Source organism: Enterobacter sp. TCD1-1 (assembly GCF_020567405.1).
GTDB classification, from domain to species: Bacteria; Pseudomonadota; Gammaproteobacteria; order Enterobacterales; family Enterobacteriaceae; genus Enterobacter; species Enterobacter quasiroggenkampii.
This window is the reverse complement of sequence record NZ_JAJCXF010000001.1, coordinates 2,509,505-2,529,619: the sequence shown is the minus strand read 5'-3', so window position 1 is coordinate 2,529,619 and position 20,115 is coordinate 2,509,505. Positions and strand designations below refer to the sequence as shown.

The 20,115-nt window shown below is 55.1% G+C and carries 22 protein-coding genes; 15 read left to right on the top strand and 7 right to left on the bottom strand.

The window, feature by feature from the left end; genetic code table 11:
- Window positions 1-29 precede the first annotated feature (29 nt).
- The 10 genes from LJA86_RS12090 to pdxK all read left to right on the top strand — a co-directional run bounded on the left by LJA86_RS12090 (window position 30) and on the right by pdxK (window position 8,375).
- Window positions 30-455: a GNAT family acetyltransferase gene (locus LJA86_RS12090; protein ID WP_008501614.1), complete on the top strand. Its 426-nt coding sequence runs from the start codon at window positions 30-32 to the stop codon at window positions 453-455.
- Window positions 442-891 carry a DUF2919 domain-containing protein gene (locus LJA86_RS12085; protein WP_048226167.1) on the top strand — a complete coding sequence of 150 codons (450 nt, stop codon included), beginning with the start codon at window positions 442-444 and terminating at the stop codon, window positions 889-891. Before LJA86_RS12090 ends, LJA86_RS12085 begins: the two co-directional genes overlap by 14 nt.
- Window positions 892-954: 63 nt before the next feature.
- Window positions 955-1,530 carry an RpoE-regulated lipoprotein gene (locus LJA86_RS12080; protein WP_126534718.1) on the top strand — a complete coding sequence of 192 codons (576 nt, stop codon included), beginning with the start codon at window positions 955-957 and terminating at the stop codon, window positions 1,528-1,530.
- Between the two features lie 92 nt (window positions 1,531-1,622).
- Window positions 1,623-2,522: a Dyp-type peroxidase gene (locus LJA86_RS12075; protein WP_048226164.1), complete on the top strand. Its 900-nt coding sequence runs from the start codon at window positions 1,623-1,625 to the stop codon at window positions 2,520-2,522.
- 175 nt (window positions 2,523-2,697) lie between these two features.
- Window positions 2,698-3,711: a thiosulfate/sulfate ABC transporter substrate-binding protein CysP gene (gene cysP / locus LJA86_RS12070; RefSeq protein WP_167211839.1), complete on the top strand. Its 1,014-nt coding sequence runs from the start codon at window positions 2,698-2,700 to the stop codon at window positions 3,709-3,711.
- Window positions 3,711-4,544, top strand: a complete 834-nt coding sequence (gene cysT / locus LJA86_RS12065) for a sulfate/thiosulfate ABC transporter permease CysT (protein ID WP_004123378.1) — start codon at window positions 3,711-3,713, stop codon at window positions 4,542-4,544. The genes cysP and cysT overlap by 1 nt, the downstream gene beginning before the upstream one ends.
- The gene (gene cysW / locus LJA86_RS12060; RefSeq protein WP_069719735.1) at window positions 4,544-5,419 is read left to right on the top strand and encodes a sulfate/thiosulfate ABC transporter permease CysW; all 876 of its coding nucleotides are present in this window, start codon (window positions 4,544-4,546) and stop codon (window positions 5,417-5,419) included. Before cysT ends, cysW begins: the two co-directional genes overlap by 1 nt.
- The gene (cysA, locus tag LJA86_RS12055; protein WP_008501607.1) at window positions 5,409-6,503 is read left to right on the top strand and encodes a sulfate/thiosulfate ABC transporter ATP-binding protein CysA; all 1,095 of its coding nucleotides are present in this window, start codon (window positions 5,409-5,411) and stop codon (window positions 6,501-6,503) included. The genes cysW and cysA overlap by 11 nt, the downstream gene beginning before the upstream one ends.
- Window positions 6,504-6,621: 118 nt before the next feature.
- Complete coding sequence (gene cysM / locus LJA86_RS12050) at window positions 6,622-7,533, top strand: cysteine synthase CysM (RefSeq protein WP_044597836.1); 912 nt, start codon at window positions 6,622-6,624, stop codon at window positions 7,531-7,533.
- A gap of 5 nt (window positions 7,534-7,538) precedes the next feature.
- Window positions 7,539-8,375 carry a pyridoxine/pyridoxal/pyridoxamine kinase gene (gene pdxK, locus LJA86_RS12045; RefSeq protein WP_048226156.1) on the top strand — a complete coding sequence of 279 codons (837 nt, stop codon included), beginning with the start codon at window positions 7,539-7,541 and terminating at the stop codon, window positions 8,373-8,375.
- A 44-nt stretch (window positions 8,376-8,419) separates the two neighbouring features.
- Here the strand turns inward: pdxK and crr are convergent, their stop codons facing one another.
- The 5 genes from crr to cysZ all read right to left on the bottom strand — a co-directional run bounded on the left by crr (window position 8,420) and on the right by cysZ (window position 13,213).
- Window positions 8,420-8,929, bottom strand: a complete 510-nt coding sequence (gene crr, locus LJA86_RS12040; protein ID WP_003861316.1) for a PTS glucose transporter subunit IIA — start codon at window positions 8,927-8,929, stop codon at window positions 8,420-8,422.
- Between the two features lie 40 nt (window positions 8,930-8,969).
- Entirely contained in the window at window positions 8,970-10,697 is a 1,728-nt protein-coding gene (gene ptsI / locus LJA86_RS12035) for a phosphoenolpyruvate-protein phosphotransferase PtsI (RefSeq protein WP_229226214.1), read from the bottom strand.
- Window positions 10,698-10,741: 44 nt separating this feature from the next.
- Entirely contained in the window at window positions 10,742-10,999 is a 258-nt protein-coding gene (gene ptsH / locus LJA86_RS12030) for a phosphocarrier protein Hpr (protein WP_045909449.1), read from the bottom strand.
- 317 nt (window positions 11,000-11,316) lie between these two features.
- Window positions 11,317-12,288, bottom strand: coding sequence for a cysteine synthase A (gene cysK, locus LJA86_RS12025; protein WP_045909448.1), 972 nt, complete (start codon window positions 12,286-12,288; stop codon window positions 11,317-11,319).
- A gap of 163 nt (window positions 12,289-12,451) precedes the next feature.
- Window positions 12,452-13,213 (bottom strand): sulfate transporter CysZ, encoded by a 762-nt coding sequence (gene cysZ / locus LJA86_RS12020; RefSeq protein ID WP_229226213.1) that lies wholly within the window; start codon window positions 13,211-13,213, stop codon window positions 12,452-12,454.
- 230 nt (window positions 13,214-13,443) lie between these two features.
- Here cysZ and zipA point away from each other — a divergent pair, with 230 nt between their 5' ends.
- The 3 genes from zipA (at window position 13,444) to LJA86_RS12005 (ending at window position 16,730) form a co-directional block, all read left to right on the top strand.
- Window positions 13,444-14,427 (top strand): cell division protein ZipA, encoded by a 984-nt coding sequence (zipA, locus tag LJA86_RS12015; protein WP_111968136.1) that lies wholly within the window; start codon window positions 13,444-13,446, stop codon window positions 14,425-14,427.
- A gap of 67 nt (window positions 14,428-14,494) precedes the next feature.
- Window positions 14,495-16,513 (top strand): NAD-dependent DNA ligase LigA, encoded by a 2,019-nt coding sequence (gene ligA, locus LJA86_RS12010; protein ID WP_229226212.1) that lies wholly within the window; start codon window positions 14,495-14,497, stop codon window positions 16,511-16,513.
- Between the two features lies 1 nt (window position 16,514).
- Entirely contained in the window at window positions 16,515-16,730 is a 216-nt protein-coding gene (locus tag LJA86_RS12005; RefSeq protein ID WP_003861328.1) for a DUF3820 family protein, read from the top strand.
- Here the strand turns inward: LJA86_RS12005 and LJA86_RS12000 are convergent.
- Entirely contained in the window at window positions 16,727-17,722 is a 996-nt protein-coding gene (locus LJA86_RS12000) for a bile acid:sodium symporter family protein (RefSeq protein WP_045909444.1), read from the bottom strand. The two genes, LJA86_RS12005 and LJA86_RS12000, sit on opposite strands and share 4 nt — an antisense overlap.
- A gap of 89 nt (window positions 17,723-17,811) precedes the next feature.
- Here LJA86_RS12000 and LJA86_RS11995 point away from each other — a divergent pair, with 89 nt between their 5' ends.
- Window positions 17,812-18,747: a LysR family transcriptional regulator gene (locus LJA86_RS11995; protein WP_069719731.1), complete on the top strand. Its 936-nt coding sequence runs from the start codon at window positions 17,812-17,814 to the stop codon at window positions 18,745-18,747.
- On the opposite strand, the gene LJA86_RS11990 is transcribed toward LJA86_RS11995, so the two are convergent.
- Window positions 18,744-19,082: a FlxA-like family protein gene (locus LJA86_RS11990; protein ID WP_229226211.1), complete on the bottom strand. Its 339-nt coding sequence runs from the start codon at window positions 19,080-19,082 to the stop codon at window positions 18,744-18,746. The two genes, LJA86_RS11995 and LJA86_RS11990, sit on opposite strands and share 4 nt — an antisense overlap.
- 206 nt (window positions 19,083-19,288) lie before the next feature.
- Between LJA86_RS11990 and xapA the strand changes: the two genes are divergently transcribed.
- Complete coding sequence (xapA, locus tag LJA86_RS11985; RefSeq protein ID WP_229226210.1) at window positions 19,289-20,113, top strand: xanthosine phosphorylase; 825 nt, start codon at window positions 19,289-19,291, stop codon at window positions 20,111-20,113.
- The last annotated feature ends 2 nt before the right edge of the window (window positions 20,114-20,115 follow it).

The window sequence follows — 20,115 nt, the reverse complement described above, 5'->3', positions numbered from 1 at the left end:
TTTTTAAACCCGAAAAGGCGGTTAATACCATGGAGATACGCGTTTTTCGCCAGGAAGATTTCGAAGAGGTGATCACCCTTTGGGAGCGCTGCGATCTGCTGCGTCCGTGGAACGATCCGGAAATGGATATCGAACGTAAGGTGAATCACGACGTCAGTCTGTTTCTGGTCGCGGAAGTCAATGGCGAGGTCGTGGGGACAGTCATGGGCGGTTACGACGGCCATCGCGGCTCGGCCTATTATCTGGGCGTGCATCCGGAATACCGTGGTCGCGGCATCGCCAATGCGCTGCTCAACCGGCTCGAGAAGAAGCTGATCGCCCGCGGCTGTCCGAAAATCCAGATCATGGTGCGGGAAGATAACGACGTGGTGCTGGGTATGTATGAACGCCTGGGCTACGTACACGCTGACGTGCTGAATTTAGGAAAGCGTCTCATCGAAGATGAAGAGTACTGAGATCCATCCGGCAGACTATGACGCGCAGGGGCGCGTCAGGCTGCCCTTTTTATTCTGGTGCGTTCTGCTGCTCCAGGCCCGGACCTGGGTGCTGTTCGTGATGGCCGCCGCGTCGCGCGGGCAGGGCGACACGCTGCTGACGCTCTTTTATCCCGATCACGATGCCTTCTGGCTCGGCTTGCTGCCGGGCGTACCGGCGGTGGTGGCTTTCTTATGCAGCGGCCGACGGCATGCAATCCCGCGTTTGTGGCGCGCGCTTCGCGGGCTGCTGATCCTTGCCCAGATTGCGCTGCTCTTCTGGCAGCCGGTACTCTGGTGGTACGGTGAACCGCTGACGGGCATCGGCGTTGCGCTGGTGGTTGCCGATATTGTGGCGCTGCTGTGGCTACTGACCAACCCGCGCCTTCGGGCCTGTTTTGCGCCGCAGGATGATTAATCCGGCACTTTTTGCCGATGTCGCACTCCAACAAGCGTTGATTTAACACGTAAGGACGTTTCAATGAAATCGCTGCGTTTACTCTTATGCGCTCTCCCGCTGGCATTGACCGGCTGTTCGACGCTCTCCTCCATTAACTGGTCCGCCGCGTATCCGTGGAACTGGTTTGGCTCATCAACGGAAGTGACCGAGCAGGGCGTGGGGAAAATTACCGCCGCGACGGCGCTGGATCAGAATGCTATTCAGGATGCGCTCAGCAGCGATTACCGCCTGCGCAGCGGCATGAAAACAGAGAATGGCAATATAGTTCGCTATTACGAAGCGCTGAAGGGCGATAAGCTGGCACTGGTGATCAACGGTGACAAAGGCACGGTAAACCGGATCGCGGTGATGGACGAAGATATTCCGACCGCCAGCGGCGTGAAGGTCGGGACCCCGTTTAGCGATCTTTATAAGCAGGCCTTTGGCAACTGCTCCAGCGCGCCATCCGACGATGAAGTGGCGGTGGAGTGTAAGGCGGAAGGCAGCCAGCACATCAGCTATGTTTTTACCGGCACCTGGAGCGGTCCGGAAGGGTTGATGCCGTCTGACGACACGCTGAAGAGCTGGAAGGTGAGCAAAATACTCTGGAAGCAGTAATTTGCGTCTGAACAAACCGCCCCGCTGAAATCCGGGTATAATAGCCGCCATCAATGCCACGCTGACGTGGCATCTTTATTTCAGGAGGAGCGATGTCTCAGGTTCAGAGTGGCATTTTGCCAGAACATTGCCGCGCGGCGATTTGGATTGAAGCCAATGTCAAAGGGGACGTGGATGCCCTGCGTGCGGCCAGCAAAGCGTTTATTGATAAACTGGCGACCTTCCAGGCCAAATTCCCGGAAGCCCACCTCGGCGCCGTCGTTGCGTTTGGCAATAACGTCTGGCGTCAGCTGAGCGGCGGCGAAGGGGCGGAAGAGCTGAAGGACTTCATCCCTTACGGCAAAGGCCTGGCTCCGGCGACCCAGTACGACGTGCTGATCCACATTCTTTCTCTGCGTCACGACGTGAACTTCTCCGTTGCCCAGGCGGCGGTGGCGGCCTTTGGCGACAGCATTGAGGTGCAGGAAGAGGTTCACGGTTTCCGCTGGGTCGAAGAGCGCGATCTGAGCGGCTTCGTCGACGGAACGGAAAACCCGGCGGGTGAAGAGACGCGTCGTGAAGTCGCGGTAATCAAAGACGGCGTGGACGCGGGCGGCAGCTACGTGTTCGTGCAGCGCTGGGAGCATAACCTCAAGCAGCTTAACCGCATGAGCGTGCACGACCAGGAGATGATGATTGGCCGTACGAAAGAGGCCAACGAAGAGATCGACGGTGATGACCGTCCGGTCACCTCGCACCTGACCCGCGTTGACCTCAAGGAAGACGGTAAAGGACTGAAGATTGTCCGCCAGAGCCTGCCGTACGGCACGGCAAGCGGCACGCACGGCCTCTACTTCTGCGCCTACTGCGCGCGCCTGTATAATATTGAACAGCAGCTGCTGAGCATGTTCGGCGATACCGACGGCAAGCGCGACGCCATGCTGCGCTTCACCAAACCGGTGACCGGCGGCTACTACTTCGCGCCGTCCGTTGAGCGTCTGCTGGCGCTGTAAAACCGCTCTCCATACGTAGGCCGGGTAAGCGTTAGCGCCACCCGGCAATTTTCCCTGCCCCTTATTCCCTTTTCTGCTTCTAAATCACCAAACGGTATATAAAACCGTTACTCCTTTCATCCCCGTTATAAATATTATGACTATAAGATAGTCATCACATTTATAAGGGTGCGCAATGGCCGTTACTGTACTGAAAAAAGGAACTCTGGCGCTGGCAGGTTTACTGCTGGTGGCACAGGCGCAGGCGACTGAACTGTTGAACAGTTCGTATGACGTCTCCCGCGAGCTGTTTGCCGCCCTTAACCCCCCGTTCGAACAGCAGTGGGCGAAAGACAATAACGGCGATAAGCTGACCATCAAGCAGTCCCACGCCGGTTCGTCCAAGCAGGCGCTGGCCATTCTCCAGGGGCTGAAAGCGGATGTGGTGACCTACAACCAGGTCACTGACGTGCAGATCCTGCATGACAAAGGCAAGCTCATCCCGGCGGACTGGCAGAGCCGTCTGCCGAACAACAGCTCGCCGTTCTACTCCACCATGGGTTTCCTGGTGCGCAAGGGCAATCCGAAGAATATCCACGACTGGAGCGACCTGGTGCGTTCCGACGTGAAACTGATTTTCCCGAACCCAAAAACCTCCGGTAACGCGCGTTACACCTATTTAGCGGCGTGGGGCGCGGCGGACAAGGCTGACGGTAACGATAAAGCCAAAACCGAGCAGTTCATGACCCAGTTCCTGAAAAACGTCGAAGTGTTTGATACCGGCGGCCGCGGGGCGACCACGACTTTCGCAGAGCGCGGTCTGGGCGATGTGCTGATCAGCTTCGAGTCGGAAGTGAACAACATTCGCAAACAGTATGAAGCGCAGGGCTTTGAGGTGGTTATCCCGAAAACCAACATTCTGGCCGAATTCCCGGTCGCATGGGTGGATAAAAACGTGCAGGCAAACGGTACCGAGAAAGCGGCAAAAGCCTATCTCAACTACCTGTACAGCCCTCAGGCGCAGACCATCATTACCGATTACTACTACCGCGTGAACAACCCGGACGTGATGGATAAGCTGAAAGATAAATTCCCGCAGACCGCGCTGTTCCGCGTGGAAGATCATTTTGGCTCCTGGCCAGACGTGATGAAAACGCATTTTGCCAGTGGCGGTGAGTTAGACAAACTGTTGGCGGCGGGGCATAAGTAATGTTTGCAGTATCGACTAAACGCGTGCTGCCGGGCTTTACCTTAAGCCTCGGGACCAGCCTGCTGTTCGTTTGCCTAATCCTGCTGTTGCCGCTCAGCGCGCTGGTGATGCAGCTTGCGCAGATGAGCTGGGCGCAGTACTGGGACGTGGTCACTAACCCCCAGGTAGTGGCGGCCTATAAGGTGACGCTGCTGTCGGCGTTTGTCGCCTCCATTTTTAACGGCGTGTTCGGCCTGCTGATGGCATGGATTTTAACCCGCTATCGCTTCCCGGGCCGCACGCTGCTTGACGCCCTGATGGATCTGCCGTTTGCGCTGCCGACGGCGGTCGCTGGCTTAACCCTCGCGTCGCTCTTCTCCGTGAACGGGCTGTACGGCGAGTGGCTGGCGAAATTTGACATCAAGGTGACCTATACCTGGCTCGGTATCGCGGTGGCGATGGCCTTTACCAGCATCCCGTTTGTGGTGCGTACCGTGCAGCCGGTGCTGGAAGAGTTAGGTCCGGAATACGAAGAAGCGGCGGAAACGCTGGGCGCCACGCGCTGGCAGAGCTTCCGCAAGGTGGTGCTGCCGGAGTTGTCTCCGGCGCTGATGGCGGGCGTCGCGCTGTCGTTTACCCGCAGCCTTGGCGAGTTCGGCGCGGTGATTTTTATCGCCGGGAACATCGCCTGGAAAACGGAAGTGACCTCGCTGATGATTTTCATTCGCCTGCAGGAGTTTGATTATCCGGCGGCGAGCGCGATTGCTTCGGTGATCCTCGCGGCCTCGCTGCTGCTGCTGTACTCGATTAACACTCTGCAAAGTCGCTTTGGTCGACGTGTGGTAGGTCACTGATGGCGGAAGTTACGCAATTGAAGCGATACGATGCGCCCCGCATCAACTGGGGTAAATGGTTTCTGATTGGGGCGGGCGTGCTGGTGTCCGCCCTCATTCTCGTCGTGCCGACGATTTATATCTTCGTTCAGGCGTTCAGCAAGGGCCTGATGCCCGCGCTGGAAAACCTGGCGAACCCGGATATGCTGCACGCCATCTGGCTGACCGTGCTGATTGCCCTGATTACCGTTCCGGTGAACCTGGTGTTCGGTACCCTGCTGGCGTGGCTGGTGACGCGCTTTAACTTCCCGGGACGTCAGCTGCTGCTGACCCTGCTGGATATTCCGTTTGCCGTGTCGCCTGTGGTGGCCGGTCTGGTGTACCTGCTCTTCTACGGCTCCAACGGCCCGCTGGGCGGCTGGCTGGATGCGAATAACCTGCAGATCATGTTCGCCTGGCCAGGCATGGTGCTGGTTACCATCTTCGTGACCTGTCCGTTTGTGGTGCGTGAGCTGGTGCCGGTGATGTTAAGCCAGGGGAGCAACGAAGACGAAGCGGCGGTGCTGCTGGGGGCTTCGGGCTGGCAAATGTTCCGCCGCGTGACGCTGCCGAACATTCGCTGGGCGCTGCTTTACGGCGTGGTACTGACCAACGCCCGCGCGATTGGCGAGTTCGGTGCTGTTTCCGTTGTTTCCGGATCCATTCGCGGTGAAACCCTGTCGCTGCCGCTCCAGATTGAACTGCTGCAGCAGGACTACAACACCATCGGCGCCTTTACTGCCGCAGCGTTGCTGACGCTGATGGCCATTTTGACCCTGTTTTTGAAGAGTGTGGTGCAGTGGCGTTTAGAAAATCAGGAAAAACGTCTGCATCAGGAGGGAAATCATGAGCATTGAGATTGCCAATATTAAGAAGTCTTTTGGTCGCACCCAGGTGCTGAATGATATCTCGCTGGATATCCCTTCCGGACAAATGGTGGCGCTGCTGGGACCGTCTGGCTCCGGCAAAACCACGCTGCTGCGTATTATCGCCGGGCTTGAGCATCAGACCAGCGGGCACATCCGCTTCCACGGTACCGACGTGAGCCGCCTGCACGCCCGCGATCGTAAAGTGGGCTTTGTGTTCCAGCACTACGCGCTGTTCCGCCACATGACCGTGTTTGACAATATTGCGTTTGGCCTCACCGTGCTGCCGCGTCGCGAGCGCCCGGATGCGGCAACCATTAAAGCGAAAGTGACCAAACTGCTGGAGATGGTGCAACTGGCTCACCTGGCGGATCGTTTCCCGGCCCAGCTGTCCGGCGGGCAGAAGCAGCGCGTGGCGCTGGCGCGCGCGCTGGCCGTTGAGCCGCAAATTCTGCTGCTGGATGAACCCTTTGGCGCGCTGGATGCGCAGGTGCGTAAAGAGCTGCGCCGCTGGCTGCGTCAGCTCCATGAAGAGCTGAAATTCACCAGCGTCTTTGTGACCCACGACCAGGAAGAGGCGATGGAAGTCGCGGATCGCGTGGTGGTCATGAGTCAGGGCAACATTGAGCAGGTTGACGAGCCGGAACAACTCTGGCGTGAACCGGCGACCCGCTTCGTGCTGGAGTTTATGGGAGAGGTGAACCGTCTGCAGGGCACCATTCGCGGCGGGCAGTTCCACGTGGGCGCGCACCGCTGGCCGCTGGGCTATACCTCCGCCCACCAGGGACCGGTCGATCTGTTCCTGCGTCCGTGGGAAGTGGATGTGAGCCGTCGAACCAGCCTGGATTCACCGCTGCCGGTGCAGGTGCTGGAAGCGAGCCCTAAAGGGCACTATACCCAACTGGTGGTACAGCCGCTGGGCTGGTATACCGAGCCGCTGACGGTGGTCATGCGCGACGACGTCCCGCCGCATCGGGGAGAACGCCTGTTTGTCGGTCTGCAGCATGCCCGTATTTATCACGGCAAGGAACGCATCGAGACGCGCGAGGATATTGCTCTGGCGGAGTCAGCCTGATAGGTTATTAGGATGTTTATCGCCCGGTGGCGCTGCGCTGACCGGGCATACAGCTAAAACTGTGTCTTGTAGGCCGGGATCGCTGCGCGCAACCCGGCTTTTTTATTGAGTAAAAATCGTGAATACACTCGAACATACCATCGGCAACACGCCTCTGGTCAAGCTTCAGCGCATGGGGCCGGATAACGGCAGCGAAATCTGGGTCAAACTCGAAGGCAATAACCCGGCGGGGTCGGTGAAAGACCGTGCCGCGCTGTCGATGATCGTCCAGGCCGAAAAGCGTGGTGAAATCAAGCCGGGCGACGTGCTGATTGAAGCTACCAGCGGCAACACGGGTATCGCCCTGGCCATGATTGCGGCGCTGAAAGGCTACCGCATGAAGCTGCTGATGCCGGATAACATGAGCCAGGAGCGCCGCGCCGCGATGCGTGCCTACGGAGCCGAGCTGATTCTGGTGACCAAAGAGCAGGGGATGGAAGGCGCGCGCGACCTGGCGTTAGAAATGGCCGAGCGCGGTGAAGGTAAACTGCTCGATCAGTTTAATAACCCGGACAACCCGTACGCGCACTACACCACCACCGGCCCGGAAATCTGGCAGCAAACCGACGGGCGAATCACCCATTTTGTCTCCAGCATGGGCACCACCGGCACCATTACCGGGGTATCGCGTTTTCTCCGCGAGCAGGATAAAGCCGTCACCATTGTCGGCCTGCAGCCGGAAGAGGGGAGCAGCATTCCGGGCATTCGCCGCTGGCCGGCGGAGTATATGCCCGGCATCTTTAATGCGCAGCTTGTGGACCAGGTGCTGGATCTTCATCAGCGCGAGGCGGAAAATACCATGCGTGAGCTGGCCGTGCGCGAAGGCATCTTCTGCGGCGTCAGCTCGGGCGGCGCGGTAGCGGGCGCGATTCGGGTGGCGCAGGCAAACCCGGGCGCGGTGGTGGTGGCGATTATTTGCGATCGCGGCGATCGCTATCTGTCTACCGGCGTCTTTGGTGAAGAGAGTTATTCGCAGGGGGCGGGAATTTAAGCGTCATGGAGATGATTCTATTCCGGGATAATACCCGGGCGCAGCAAACCGATATTGTCGCGGTGCAGTCGCAGGTGGTGTATGGCAGCGTGGGAAACAGCATCGCGGTGCCGAATATACGAACCCACAGGCTGAACGTCACCGCCGTGCCAACGGTACTGTTCAGCAATACGCCACACTATGACACGTTCTACGGCGGCGTGATCCCCGATGAGTGGTTCAGCGGCTATCTGAAGGCGCTGGAAGAGCGCGAGATCCTTCGCGAGCTTAAGGCGGTCACTACCGGCTATATGGGAAATGCCAGCCAGATCGCCCTGCTGGCGCAGTGGCTGAAGGCGGTCAAAGCGCAGCATCCTGACCTGCTGGTGCTGGTCGACCCGGTTATAGGCGATATCGACAGCGGGATGTACGTGAAGCCCGAGATCCCCGAGGCGTATCGGGAGCACCTGCTGCCGCTGGCGCAGGGGATTACGCCAAACGTCTATGAGCTGGAAGTGCTAAGCGGCAAACCGTGCCGCACGCCGGAAAGCGCCATCGCGGCGGCACAGGGACTGCTCTCTGACAGCCTGAAATGGGTGGCGATCACCAGTGCGCCTGTCGCTGACGACCCGCAAAACATCCACGTGGTGCTGGTGACGAATGAAGGCGTTACCGTCAGTGCGCATCCGCGGGTAGAAACCGATCTGAAAGGGACGGGCGATCTGTTCTGTTCAGAACTGGTGAGCGGCATTGTTGAGGGGAAAACCGTTGCCGATGCCATTCGCATGGCTGGCGATCGGGTGACGGACGTGATGCTCTATACCCAGTCGAAAGGCTACGACGAGCTTATCCTGCCGGCATAAACAAAAATGGCGCCCGAAGGCGCCATTTTACTGTGCGGCAAGAATTACTTCTTGATGCGGATAACCGGGGTTTCACCCACGGTGACGCTGCCAGACAGTTTGATCAGTTCTTTGATTTCGTCCATGTTGGAGATAACAACCGGAGTCAGGGTAGACTTGGCTTTTTCTTCCAGCAGTGGCAGATCGAATTCAATCACCGGGTCGCCAACTTTCACACGCTGGCCTTCTTCCGCGATACGTTTGAAGCCTTCGCCTTTCAGTTCAACGGTGTCGATACCGAAGTGAACGAACAGTTCGATACCGCTATCAGATTCGATAGAGAACGCATGGTTGGTTTCAAAAATTTTACCGATGGTGCCGTCAACTGGAGCAACCATTTTGTTGCCAGTTGGTTTGATAGCAATGCCATCACCAACGATTTTCTCAGCAAACACTACATCCGGCACGTCTTCGATGTTGACGATCTCGCCGGAGAGCGGAGCAACAATCTCAATAGTTCCGGAGTCTTTCTTATCATCAGAAACCAGAGATTTCAGTTTATCGAACAAACCCATGATCTTCTCCTAAGCAGTAATTTGGGCCGCATCTCGTGGATTAGCAGATTGTTTTTTCTTCAATGAACTTGTTAACCAGCGTCATTAACTCGTCCGTTGTCGGTTGAGCAAGAGCCTGCTCTGCTAACACCTTCGCATCTTCGAAGTTCGTGTTACGGATAATCTTCTTAATGCGCGGGATGGAAATGGCGCTCATAGAGAATTCGTCCAGACCCATACCCAGCAACAGAAGTGTAGCACGTTCGTCGCCTGCAAGCTCACCACACATGCCAGTCCATTTACCTTCTGCATGAGAAGCATCAATAACTTGCTTGATCAAGTTCAGTACGGACGGTGACATTGGCTGGTAGAGATGTGAAATCATATCATTACCACGGTCAACTGCCAGGGTGTACTGCGTTAAATCATTGGTACCGATACTAAAGAAATCAACTTCTTTGGCTAAATGACGCGCAATGGTCGCCGCCGCTGGTGTTTCCACCATCACGCCGATCTCGATTGACTCGTCAAACGCTTTACCTTCGTCGCGCAGTTCCTGTTTGTAGATTTCGATCTCTTTCTTCAGTGCACGCACTTCTTCAACAGAGATGATCATTGGGAACATGATGCGCAGCTTACCGAACGCAGAGGCACGCAGGATCGCGCGAACCTGGTCACGCAGGATCTCTTTACGATCCATTGCGATACGGATTGCACGCCAGCCCAGGAACGGGTTCTCTTCTTTCGGGAAGTTCATGTACGGCAGCTCTTTGTCGCCACCGATGTCCATGGTACGGACGATAACCGCCTGAGAGCCACACGCTTCAGCCACGGCTTTATACGCGGCAAACTGCTCTTCTTCTGTAGGCAGCGCGTCGCGGTCCATGAACAGGAATTCAGTACGATAGAGACCGACGCCTTCCGCACCGTTGCGCTCAGCGCCATCAACGTCGCGGACGGTACCGATGTTTGCGCACACTTCAACCTGATGGCCGTCCAGGGTGATGGCTGGCAGGTCTTTCAGCTTAGCGAGTTCCGCTTTTTCACTCGCAACCTGCTCCTGAACCGCGCGCAGTTTATCGATCTCTTCATTGGTTGGGTTAACGTAAACCAGATTGTTTACGGCATCCAGAATCAGATAGTCGCCGTTTTTCACCTGAGAGGTGACGCTACCGGTACCCACGATGGCAGGCAGTTCCAGAGAACGCGCCATGATAGAGGTGTGGGAGGTACGGCCACCCGCGTCGGTGATGAAACCGAGGACCTTTTTCAGGTTCAGCTGTGCGGTTTCAGACGGGGTGAGGTCAGCAGCAACCAGGATCACTTCATCCTGAATTGCGCTCAGGTCGATAATGGCCAGACCCAGGATGTTGCGCAGCAGGCGCTTACCGATGTCACGTACGTCAGCCGCACGCTCTTTCAGGTATTCATCATCCAGTTCTTCCAGGGCAGTTGCCTGACCTTCGATAACTTCATGCGCAGCCGCGTCGGCCGTCATGCCTTTATCTTTAATCAGGGCTATGATTTCCTGCTCCAGCTCCTCATCTTCGAGCAGCATGATGTGCCCTTCGAAGATGGCTTCTTTTTCTTCACCGAAAGTTTCGCCAGCTTTAGTTTTGATTGCTTCCAGTTGCGCAGATGCCTTGGCACGACCGCTCAGAAAACGTTCAACTTCCTGATCAACCTTGTCGGCAGAAATTTTTTTCCGGTCGATGACGATCTCGTCTTCTTTCAGCAGCAGTGCTTTGCCGAAAGCGATACCCGGGGATGCTAAAATGCCTGAAATCATAACCCTACCTTACTTGTGACTGATATTTAAAAGAACCCGGAAACTTACTCGAGCTCAGCCATCAGTTTTACCAGATGCTCAACTGCTTTCTGCTCGTCTTCACCTTCCGCAGAGATGGTGACTACGGTGCCCTGAGTCAGGCCCAGAGTCTGCAGTTTGAACAGGCTTTTTGCGCTCGCGCTTTTGCCGTTGGAAGTCACAGTGATTTCAGAAGAAAAGCCTTTTGCTTCTTTAACAAACTGAGCAGCAGGGCGGGTGTGCAGACCGTTCGGAGCGGTAATGGTAACTTCTTGCTGGAACATTGTATTTCCCCAACTTATAGGTTTAGTGTTGTGGAACTAAAGTCTAGCCTGGCGACTGAACTTTAGCCTGTATTGTTAGCGCTGACGTTTCGATCGTCATTAAACATTATGCAGCGAAAGCAAGACTTGAACCAAATCATAAAATCGATTCAGCAAGGCTATTTCGTTCGCTGATTAATTTCACGCATCAAAATAATTGCTGGTTTAAATACCAGACCCTTCGGGGTGAAGCAATGCCAGGAGGGGTAAAAGTTTGAAGCAGGCCACAAAAAAGCACCTGAAAAGGTGCTTTTTTACGCGTTATTAACATGCTGGCACTACTGTTGCAGCTCTTTTTCAGTGAAGAGATCGGCAAACAGCGCGGTGCTCAAGTAACGCTCACCCGAGGAAGGAAGGATAACCACAATATTCTTATTGGTAAAGGCTTCATCTTCCTGAAGCTTGAGCGCTGCCGCAACGGCCGCACCGGAAGAGATACCCGCCAGAATACCTTCTTCATCCATCAGGCGACGCGCGGTAGAGATGGCTTCTTCGTTCGTAATGGTGATCACTTTATCGATCAGCTTCAGATCCAGGTTGCCCGGAATGAAGCCTGCGCCAATACCCTGAATTTTGTGCGGGCCGGGTTTGAGCTCTTCCCCCGCCAGCGCCTGGGTGATAACCGGTGAGTCAGTCGGCTCAACGGCAACGGTAATCAGATCTTTTTTACCCTTCGTGCCTTTAATATAGCGTGACACGCCGGTCAGCGTACCGCCGGTACCCACGCCGGAGATAAAGACGTCAACCTGGCCGTCAGTATCTTCCCAGATTTCCGGGCCGGTGGTCTTCTCGTGAATTTCCGGGTTTGCCGGGTTGCTGAACTGCTGCAGCAGCAGGTATTTCGCCGGATCGCTGGCCACAATCTCTTCGGCTTTCTGAATGGCACCTTTCATGCCCTTCGCGCCTTCGGTCAGCACCAAGTTCGCGCCCAGCGCTTTCAGCAGCTTACGACGCTCGATGCTCATGGTTTCAGGCATGGTCAGCGTCAGCTTGTAGCCGCGCGCGGCAGCAACATAGGCCAGAGCGATCCCGGTATTGCCGCTGGTCGGTTCCACCAGCTCAACGCCAGGCTTCAGTACGCCACGTTTTTCAGCATCCCAAATCATGTTTGCACCGATGCGGCATTTTACGCTGAAGCTCGGGTTACGTGATTCGACCTTCGCCAGGATGCGTCCATTACCGATACGGTTCAGTCGAACCAGGGGCGTATGACCGATAGTCAGCGAGTTGTCTTCATAAATCTTACTCATGGCCTGTCCTTAACTGTATGAAATTGGGATACCGACCCAGCATACCTGCTAAGCAGGTAGGGGGAAGTAAGGAATTCGCATATCTATATACTGCAAGGAAATAATGGGGATCAGTATGGAATAAGGGGCGGCATAAGCCACCCCTGCTTTACACATTTTTGCATTATTTCCATAACGCGTGCTTAGCACGGTAGCAGTCCACCCACATTGCCGTCGCGCCGCAGACGGCAACCGGCATGATGAACAGATTCAGGAATGGGGTCATGGTAAACAGGCTGGTCAGCGCACCAAACTGCATATTGGCAACCTTCTGGCTGCGCAGGGCAGTGCGCATCTCTTTAAACGGTACCTTGTGGTTGTCGAACGGATAGTCGCAGTACTGGATGGCCAGCATCCAGGCGCTGAACAGGAACCACAGCACCGGAGCCACCGTCTGGCCAATGCCGGGCACAAAATAGAGGATAAGCAGCACAATCGCGCGGGGCAGGTACCAGGCAAACTTCTGCCATTCACGCTTCATAATGCGAGGGAGGTCTTTCATGATCCCCCATATGCCCGTGTCCGGCGGTGTTGCGCCGGTAAGGCGCGCTTCCAGCTGTTCCGCCAGCAAACCGTTAAACGGCGCGGCTATCCAGTTGGCAATCGTCGAGAAGAAGTAGCCAAACACCAGCAGCACGGAGATCACCGCCACCGGCCAGAGCAGGTAGTTAAGCCACTGCAGCCAGTTTGGCACATGGCTCATCAGCGACGGGATCCAGCTCTCCAGCTTTGTGAACAGCCACCAGAACGCGCCGCCCATCAGAATAATGTTGATCAACAGCGGCAGGATGACGAAGCGTCGAATACCCGGCAGGGAGACCAGTTTCCAGCCCTGAGAAAAATACCAGACGCCGCTGCGCGGGGGGGAAGAAGATGTTGAAACCATAGCCAGGCTGTACTCCTTTTTACACAACCAGTGGAATTGCCCGCCTATATTATCCACTTACGGACCAATGACCAGTTCGGAAATGTTCGAAAAACCAGCAAAAAGCACGATTTCCTTCATCTTTATGCTGTGAATGCTCTGCACACACTTGCACTTGACGTAAACGGCAAATACTCTTAGTGAGTAAATGTTTGCCGTGGTGGCAAGGTGTTAGAACAACAGAGAATATAATGATGCAGGATTTGCGTCTGATATTAATCATTGTTGGCGCGATCGCCATAATCGCTTTACTGGTACATGGTTTCTGGACCAGCCGTAAAGAGCGTTCCTCGATGTTTCGCGATCGCCCACTGAAGCGCATGAAGTCCAGTCGTGACGACGATGACAGTGAAGATGACATCGATGGAAGCGACGATGACGGCGTGGGTGAAGTTCGTGTTCATCGGGTCAATACTGCGCCCGGCGTAGGCCATGGGGAGCATGAAGCGCCTCGTCCTTCGCAGCACCAGTATCAACCGCCGTATGCTTCTGCACAGCCGCGCCAGCCAGCGCCGCAGCCTGTGGAAGAACCGGTGCGCCAGCCGCCGCAACAGCCTGTCTATCAGCAGCCTGCTGCGCCACAACCGGTTCAACAGCAACCGGTGCAGCAGCCCGTGCAACAGCAGCCTGCACAGCCGGTGTCACAACCGCAGCAGCCTGTTCATGTTCAACCTGCGCCGCAGCCCGCGCCAGCCCCGCACGTTGAGCCTGAGCCCGTTGCAGAGCCAGAACCGGTTGTTGAAAAACCGCAGCGTAAAGAAGCGGTGATCATCATGAACGTGGCCGCGCATCACGGTAGCCATCTCAACGGTGACGTTCTGCTTAACAGTATTCAACAGGCAGGCTTCAAGTTTGGCGATATGAACATTTTCCATCGTCACCTGAGTCCTGACGGTAGCGGCCCGGCGCTGTTCAGCCTGGCCAACATGGTTAACCCAGGTACCTTTGATCCGGACATGACCGGTGATTTCGTTACGCCTGGCGTCACTATCTTTATGCAGGTGCCGTCTTACGGCGACGAACTGCAAAACTTTAAGCTGATGCTGCAGTCCGCTCAGCATATCGCTGATGAAGTGGGCGGTGTGGTGCTCGACGATCAGCGTCGAATGATGACCCCGCAGAAACTGCGCGAGTATCAGGACCGCATCCGCGAAGTTAAGGAAGCTAACGCGTAATCGCCGCGTTGACTTCGACTCCTCCTCAACCCCCGCCTGTCGGGGGTTTTTCATCTATGGTAACGTTATGAACAAAACTGAGATATTAAAGCAAATAGAAAATCTTCGTGATGAGCTTCGCTACCATGAGCACCGATATCATGTATTGGTAGATCCGGAGATTACCGACGAAGATTACGATTCTTTGATGAGACAACTGATCCAATTAGAGACTTCGTACCCGGAATTTGTAACTCCGACTTCTCCGACTCAACGTGTCGGTGCTCCAATCGTAGATGGCTTCAAAAAAATCAAACATCGAATTGCGATGTTATCTTTAGACAATGTTTTTGAAGAAAAAGGTTTTTACGCATTTAATTCTCGTGTCGAACAGAGACTGAACCGCAAGGTTTCTTATTGCTGCGAACTTAAGCTTGATGGATTAGCTATTAGTATTTTTTATGAGAATGGTCACTTCATTAGAGCAGTTACTAGGGGAGATGGTGTTGAAGGTGAAGACGTTACGGCAAATGTTAAAACCATAAAATCAGTGCCGTTAGTGCTTTACGGTAATAATATTCCTTCTCAATTGGAAATCAGAGGAGAGGTAATTTTACCAAAACAAAAATTTAATGATTTGAATAATTATGCTCGTAAGCATGGTGGGAAACTGTTTGTAAATCCTAGAAATGCAGCGGCAGGAACCATGCGATTACTTGATCCTGCACTTGTAAGCAAAAGGAATCTGTATTTTTACAGTTATGGCTACGGTGTTGTCGAAGGCGGAAATTTACCTGAAGGGCAATATGAAACATTACAGTTATTCAAAAAATGGAGAATACCTGTAAGTGATGATGTGCAATTGTATGAAGATGTGAATGATGTAATGAGTTATTACAATCGAATCGAATTGCGCAGGCCATATATGGGATTCGATATTGATGGAATAGTAATTAAAGTCAATAACAAGCGCCAGCAAGAATTGCTAGGGTTTGTTGCTAAAGCTCCACGATGGGCTGTTGCATATAAATTTGCGGCTCAAGAAAAAACCACACGTGTCATTGGTGTTGACTTTCAAGTTGGAAGAACAGGAGCTATCACGCCTGTAGCACGATTAACCCCGGTATACGTCGGTGGTGCAACAGTGAGTAACGTCACTTTGCATAATGAAGATGTTATTAAAAATCTTGGATTAAAAATTAACGATTGGGTAATAGTGCGGCGCGCAGGCGATGTAATTCCGCAAATTGTAAAAGTAATTGAAAAACAAGATGATGAAATGCGTCGTGTTGATATTATCTTCCCAACCCATTGCCCTGTGTGTGGCTCGGACGTTGAGCGTGTGGAAGGTGAAGCCGTGGCGCGCTGTACGGGGGGCTTAATCTGTGGCGCACAGCGTAAAGAGTCACTGAAGCACTTCGTTTCCCGTCGCGCTATGGACGTGGACGGCATGGGCGACAAGATTATCGATCAGCTGGTTGAGAAAGAGTATGTCCACACGCCAGCGGACCTCTTCAGGCTGACCGCAGGTAAACTGACCGGTCTGGACCGCATGGGGCCAAAGTCAGCCCAGAACGTGGTTAACGCGCTGGAAGCCGCCAAAGAGACCACCTTCGCCCGCTTCCTGTACGCGCTGGGCATTCGTGAAGTGGGTGAAGCGACGGCCGCGGGTCTGGCGGCGTATTTTGGTACGCTGGAGGCGCTGGAAAAGGCGAGCATCGAGGAGCTGCAGAAAGTCCCGGATGTCGGCATCGTCGTTGCCACGCACGTCTTTAACTTCTTTGCCGAAGAGAGCAACCGTAACGTCATCGGCGAACTGCTGGAAGAGGGCATTAAATGGCCCGCGCCGGTGGTGGTTAATGCTGAAGAGATCGACAGTCCGTTCGCCGGTAAAACGGTGGTGCTGACCGGCAGCCTGAGCCAGCTTTCACGCGACGACGCCAAAGCCCGTCTGGTGGCGCTGGGGGCAAAAGTGGCGGGCAGCGTGTCGAAGAAAACCGACCTGGTGATTGCCGGAGAAGCGGCGGGGTCGAAGCTGGCGAAAGCCCAGGAGCTCGGCATTGAGGTTATCGACGAAGCGGAAATGATGCGTCTGTTAGGAGAGTAAGGTGGAGAAAGAGCAGCTCGTTGAGATCGCCAATACCGAGATGCCGTTCGGTAAATACAAGGGCCGCAGGCTGATTGATTTGCCGGAGGAGTATCTGCTGTGGTTTGCCCGTAAGGATGAATTTCCGGCAGGGCGACTGGGCGAGCTGATGGCGATAACGTTACTGATCAAAACCGAGGGGCTGACCCAGCTGGTGCAGCCCCTGAAACGTCCTTAAGCCTTCGCGGCGCGGGTCGCTTCCTGCGCCAGCTTTTCGGTCTGGCGCTTGTAGCGACGCGCCAGCACCGCGCAGACCATCAGCTGGATCTGATGGAAAATCATCAGCGGCAGCACCATCATCCCAATCACCGAGGTCGGGAACAGAATGTTGGCCATCGGGATGCCGTTCGCCAGGCTCTTCTTCGAACCGCAGAACACAATCGTAATTTCATCCGCTTTGTTGAAGCCGCACTTACGTGCCACAAAGACGTTTACTGCTATTACAATCGCCAGCAGGACAATGCTGACCACCACGATAAACAGCAGCGAGCCTGCCCCCACCTTGTGCCAGATCCCGTTCACGACAGCTTCGCTGAAGGCGGAGTAAACCACCAGCAGAATCGAGGTCTGGTCGGTTTTTGAAATCCATTTTTTATGCTTCGCCACAAATGCGCCGGTCCACGGGCGGGAGAGATGACCCAGGACAAACGGCAGCAGCAGCTGCAGACAGATTTTGCCCACCTGCTCAAGGTTACCTTCCGCACCGTGCATGTTCATCAGCAGGCCCACCAGCAGCGGCGAGACGAAAATCCCCAGCAGGCTGGAGGCTGATGCCGAGCAGACCGCGGCCGCCACGTTCCCTCCCGCGAGAGAGGTAAAGGCAATGGCGGACTGCACCGTGGCCGGAAGAATACAGAGATACAGGAAGCCGGTGTAGAGCGCCGGGTCGACGTTAACCGGCGCCCACCAGGCAAACAACACCCCGAGGATCGGGAACAGAATAAACGTGCTGCACATCACCCAGAGGTGCAGTCGCCAGTGGCTACCGCCCGCGATAATGGCTTCACGGGAGAGTTTTGCGCCGTGCATAAAGAACAGCAGCGCGATGGCGGCCGTCGTCAGTCCTTCAAAGAACGGGACGAACCCGCCGCGAGCGGGAAAGAACGAGGCCAGTAAAACGGTAACCACCAGGGTGAGCGTAAACGGATCAACAATACGAAATAGTTTCATAATGACTCCTGAAAACAGATGTCGCTATTGTGCTTTTTTCCATTTAAGAAATAAAATTGATTTATTGCATCCATTCATGAATTAAACAGATGAATTATTCCTTACGCCAGCTTCGCATTTTCGTCACCGTCGCCCATGCCCGCAGCTTTAGCCGGGCAGGGGAGATGATTGGCCTGAGCCAGTCGGCGGTCAGCCACAGCGTGAAAGAGCTGGAGAATCAGACGGGGGTAAGATTACTTGATCGTACCACGCGCGAAGTGGTGTTGACCGAAGCCGGGCAGCAGCTGGCTCTACGCCTTGAACGGCTGCTGGATGAGCTGAACAGCACGCTCAGAGACGTGGGGAGACTGGGCCAGCAGCTTTCGGGTACCGTGCGGGTTGCGGCCAGCCAGACGATCTCTGCGCACCTTATCCCGCAGTGTATTGCCGAGGGAAGCCATCTCTACCCGGACATTGATTTTGTGCTGCATGACAGACCGCAACAGTGGGTGCTGGAGAGCATCCGCCAGGGAGATGTCGATTTTGGTATTGTTATCGATCCCGGCCAGGTGAGCGATCTGGAGTGCGAAAGCGTACTTTCAGAGCCCTTTTTGCTGCTCTGCCGTGACGACGATCCGCTGGCCGCGTTACCGGAGGTCAGGTGGCAGTCACTGCAGGGCGCGAACCTGGTTTTACAGGATTATGCCTCGGGCAGCCGTCCGCTGATTGATTCCGCGCTGGTGGATCAGAGGGTCAAGGCTGCAATCGTGCAGGAGATTGGTCACCCGGCGACGCTGTTTCCCATGGTGGAAGCCGGCATTGGCATCAGCGTATTGCCCGCCCTGGCGCTTCCCCTGCCGCAGGGAAGTCGACTGGCCGTGAAGCGGTTGATGCCCGTTGTCGAGCGAAAGCTAATGCTGGTGCGGCGAAAAAATCGTTCACTCTCGGGGGCGGCGCAGGCTATCTGGGAAGTGGTGCGTATCCAGGCACAGCGATTAACCGAGGCCCGCATACGCGATCCACTGTTTAACGCATCAGAAGATTAGATGTAGATATCAATCTGATTAGTGTCTGACGGGCTATTCACGCCTTCCACTTTGCCCAGTTTTTGTTCCTGCTTTTTCTGGGTCTCTTCGGCCTGCTGGCGCTGCAACGCGGCGAGCTGCGCCTGCAGCACTTTGATCTGGGTCTGAATCAGTTCCTGCTGTTTTTTCTTCTCATCGGTGCTGATGGGGCTGTTCGACAGCTCTTTTAACTGCTGGGTCAGCTTTTTGATCTTGTCGAGAATGCGGGTGATTTGCGCAGAGATATCGTTACTGCTCGAAGTGCCACTCGCGCCGCTGGTTTGTATCTGTTGGGTTGAAGCCTGAATGGTCGTCATACTTTTTCCTCGCGTTATAAAACAGAGGTATCGGCACCGACGGGATTAGCTTGAGCAAAACTGCCATATCTGGCAGGGAGTTGCATCGATACACAATCAGTATTGATGGTGCGGTGAAAGTGTATTGGAGGTCACCGGCAGGCTGCGGATATAAGACGTAAGTCATGCGATCCCCGCATCGCGATCTTCATCCTTAAGGAGCCTCTATGACCCTCTTGAATAATCCGTGGTACTGCGCCGACATCATTCGCGCCGCTAAGCCGAACTTCACGCCTCGCGTGGCATTTATTCTCGGCTCTGGCCTGGGTGCCCTTGCCGACCAGATTGATGACGCCGTTTCCCTGAGCTACGAAACGCTGCCTGGCTTCCCGGTGAGCACCGTGCATGGCCATGCCGGGGAGCTGGTGCTCGGGCATCTTGCCGGGGTGCCGGTTGCCTGCATGAAGGGGCGCGGCCATTTCTATGAGGGGCGCGGGATGTCCATCATGACCGATGCGATCCGCACCTTTAAGCTGCTGGGGTGCGAACTGCTGTTTAGCACCAATGCGGCGGGCTCGTTACGCCCGGACGTTCAGCCAGGCAGTCTGGTTGCTCTGAGCGACCATATTAACACCATGCCGGGCACGCCGATGGTAGGACTGAACGATGAGCGCTTTGGCGAGCGTTTCTTCTCGCTGGCCAATGCTTACGACGCGGATTACCGCGCCATTCTGCAAACCGTGGCGACGAAAGCCGGCTTCCCGCTCCATGAAGGGGTGTTTGTTTCTTATCCCGGTCCGAACTTCGAGACGGCGGCCGAGATCCGCATGATGCAAATTATCGGCGGCGATGTGGTGGGCATGTCCGTAGTGCCGGAAGTGATTTCCGCGCGTCACTGCGGCCTGAAGGTCGTGGCCGTTTCTGCGATTACCAATCTCGCGGAAGGGCTGGGCGATATCAAACTCTCGCATGAACAAACCCTCGCTGCCGCTGAGCTTTCCCGCCAGAACTTTATCAATCTTATCTGCGGTTTTCTTCGCCATATTGCCTGAGT

Bases quoted from the DNA above. Each gene is read 5' to 3' on its own strand.
- cysT (WP_004123378.1), top strand. From the start codon at position 3,711: ATGTTTGCAGTATCGACTAAACGCGTGCTGCCGGGCTTTACCTTAAGC.
- xapA (WP_229226210.1), top strand. From the start codon at position 19,289: ATGACCCTCTTGAATAATCCGTGGTACTGCGCCGACATCATTCGCGCC.
- pdxK (WP_048226156.1), top strand. From the start codon at position 7,539: ATGGAGATGATTCTATTCCGGGATAATACCCGGGCGCAGCAAACCGAT.
- cysP (WP_167211839.1), top strand. From the start codon at position 2,698: ATGGCCGTTACTGTACTGAAAAAAGGAACTCTGGCGCTGGCAGGTTTA.
- cysZ (WP_229226213.1), bottom strand. From the start codon at position 13,213: ATGGTTTCAACATCTTCTTCCCCCCCGCGCAGCGGCGTCTGGTATTTT.
- cysW (WP_069719735.1), top strand. From the start codon at position 4,544: ATGGCGGAAGTTACGCAATTGAAGCGATACGATGCGCCCCGCATCAAC.
- ptsH (WP_045909449.1), bottom strand. From the start codon at position 10,999: ATGTTCCAGCAAGAAGTTACCATTACCGCTCCGAACGGTCTGCACACC.
- LJA86_RS11990 (WP_229226211.1), bottom strand. From the start codon at position 19,082: ATGACGACCATTCAGGCTTCAACCCAACAGATACAAACCAGCGGCGCG.
- LJA86_RS11995 (WP_069719731.1), top strand. From the start codon at position 17,812: ATGAATTATTCCTTACGCCAGCTTCGCATTTTCGTCACCGTCGCCCAT.
- LJA86_RS12090 (WP_008501614.1), top strand. From the start codon at position 30: ATGGAGATACGCGTTTTTCGCCAGGAAGATTTCGAAGAGGTGATCACC.
- LJA86_RS12075 (WP_048226164.1), top strand. From the start codon at position 1,623: ATGTCTCAGGTTCAGAGTGGCATTTTGCCAGAACATTGCCGCGCGGCG.
- LJA86_RS12000 (WP_045909444.1), bottom strand. From the start codon at position 17,722: ATGAAACTATTTCGTATTGTTGATCCGTTTACGCTCACCCTGGTGGTT.
- ptsI (WP_229226214.1), bottom strand. From the start codon at position 10,697: ATGATTTCAGGCATTTTAGCATCCCCGGGTATCGCTTTCGGCAAAGCA.
- LJA86_RS12080 (WP_126534718.1), top strand. From the start codon at position 955: ATGAAATCGCTGCGTTTACTCTTATGCGCTCTCCCGCTGGCATTGACC.
- zipA (WP_111968136.1), top strand. From the start codon at position 13,444: ATGATGCAGGATTTGCGTCTGATATTAATCATTGTTGGCGCGATCGCC.
- cysK (WP_045909448.1), bottom strand. From the start codon at position 12,288: ATGAGTAAGATTTATGAAGACAACTCGCTGACTATCGGTCATACGCCC.
- LJA86_RS12085 (WP_048226167.1), top strand. From the start codon at position 442: ATGAAGAGTACTGAGATCCATCCGGCAGACTATGACGCGCAGGGGCGC.
- ligA (WP_229226212.1), top strand. From the start codon at position 14,495: ATGAACAAAACTGAGATATTAAAGCAAATAGAAAATCTTCGTGATGAG.
- cysA (WP_008501607.1), top strand. From the start codon at position 5,409: ATGAGCATTGAGATTGCCAATATTAAGAAGTCTTTTGGTCGCACCCAG.
- crr (WP_003861316.1), bottom strand. From the start codon at position 8,929: ATGGGTTTGTTCGATAAACTGAAATCTCTGGTTTCTGATGATAAGAAA.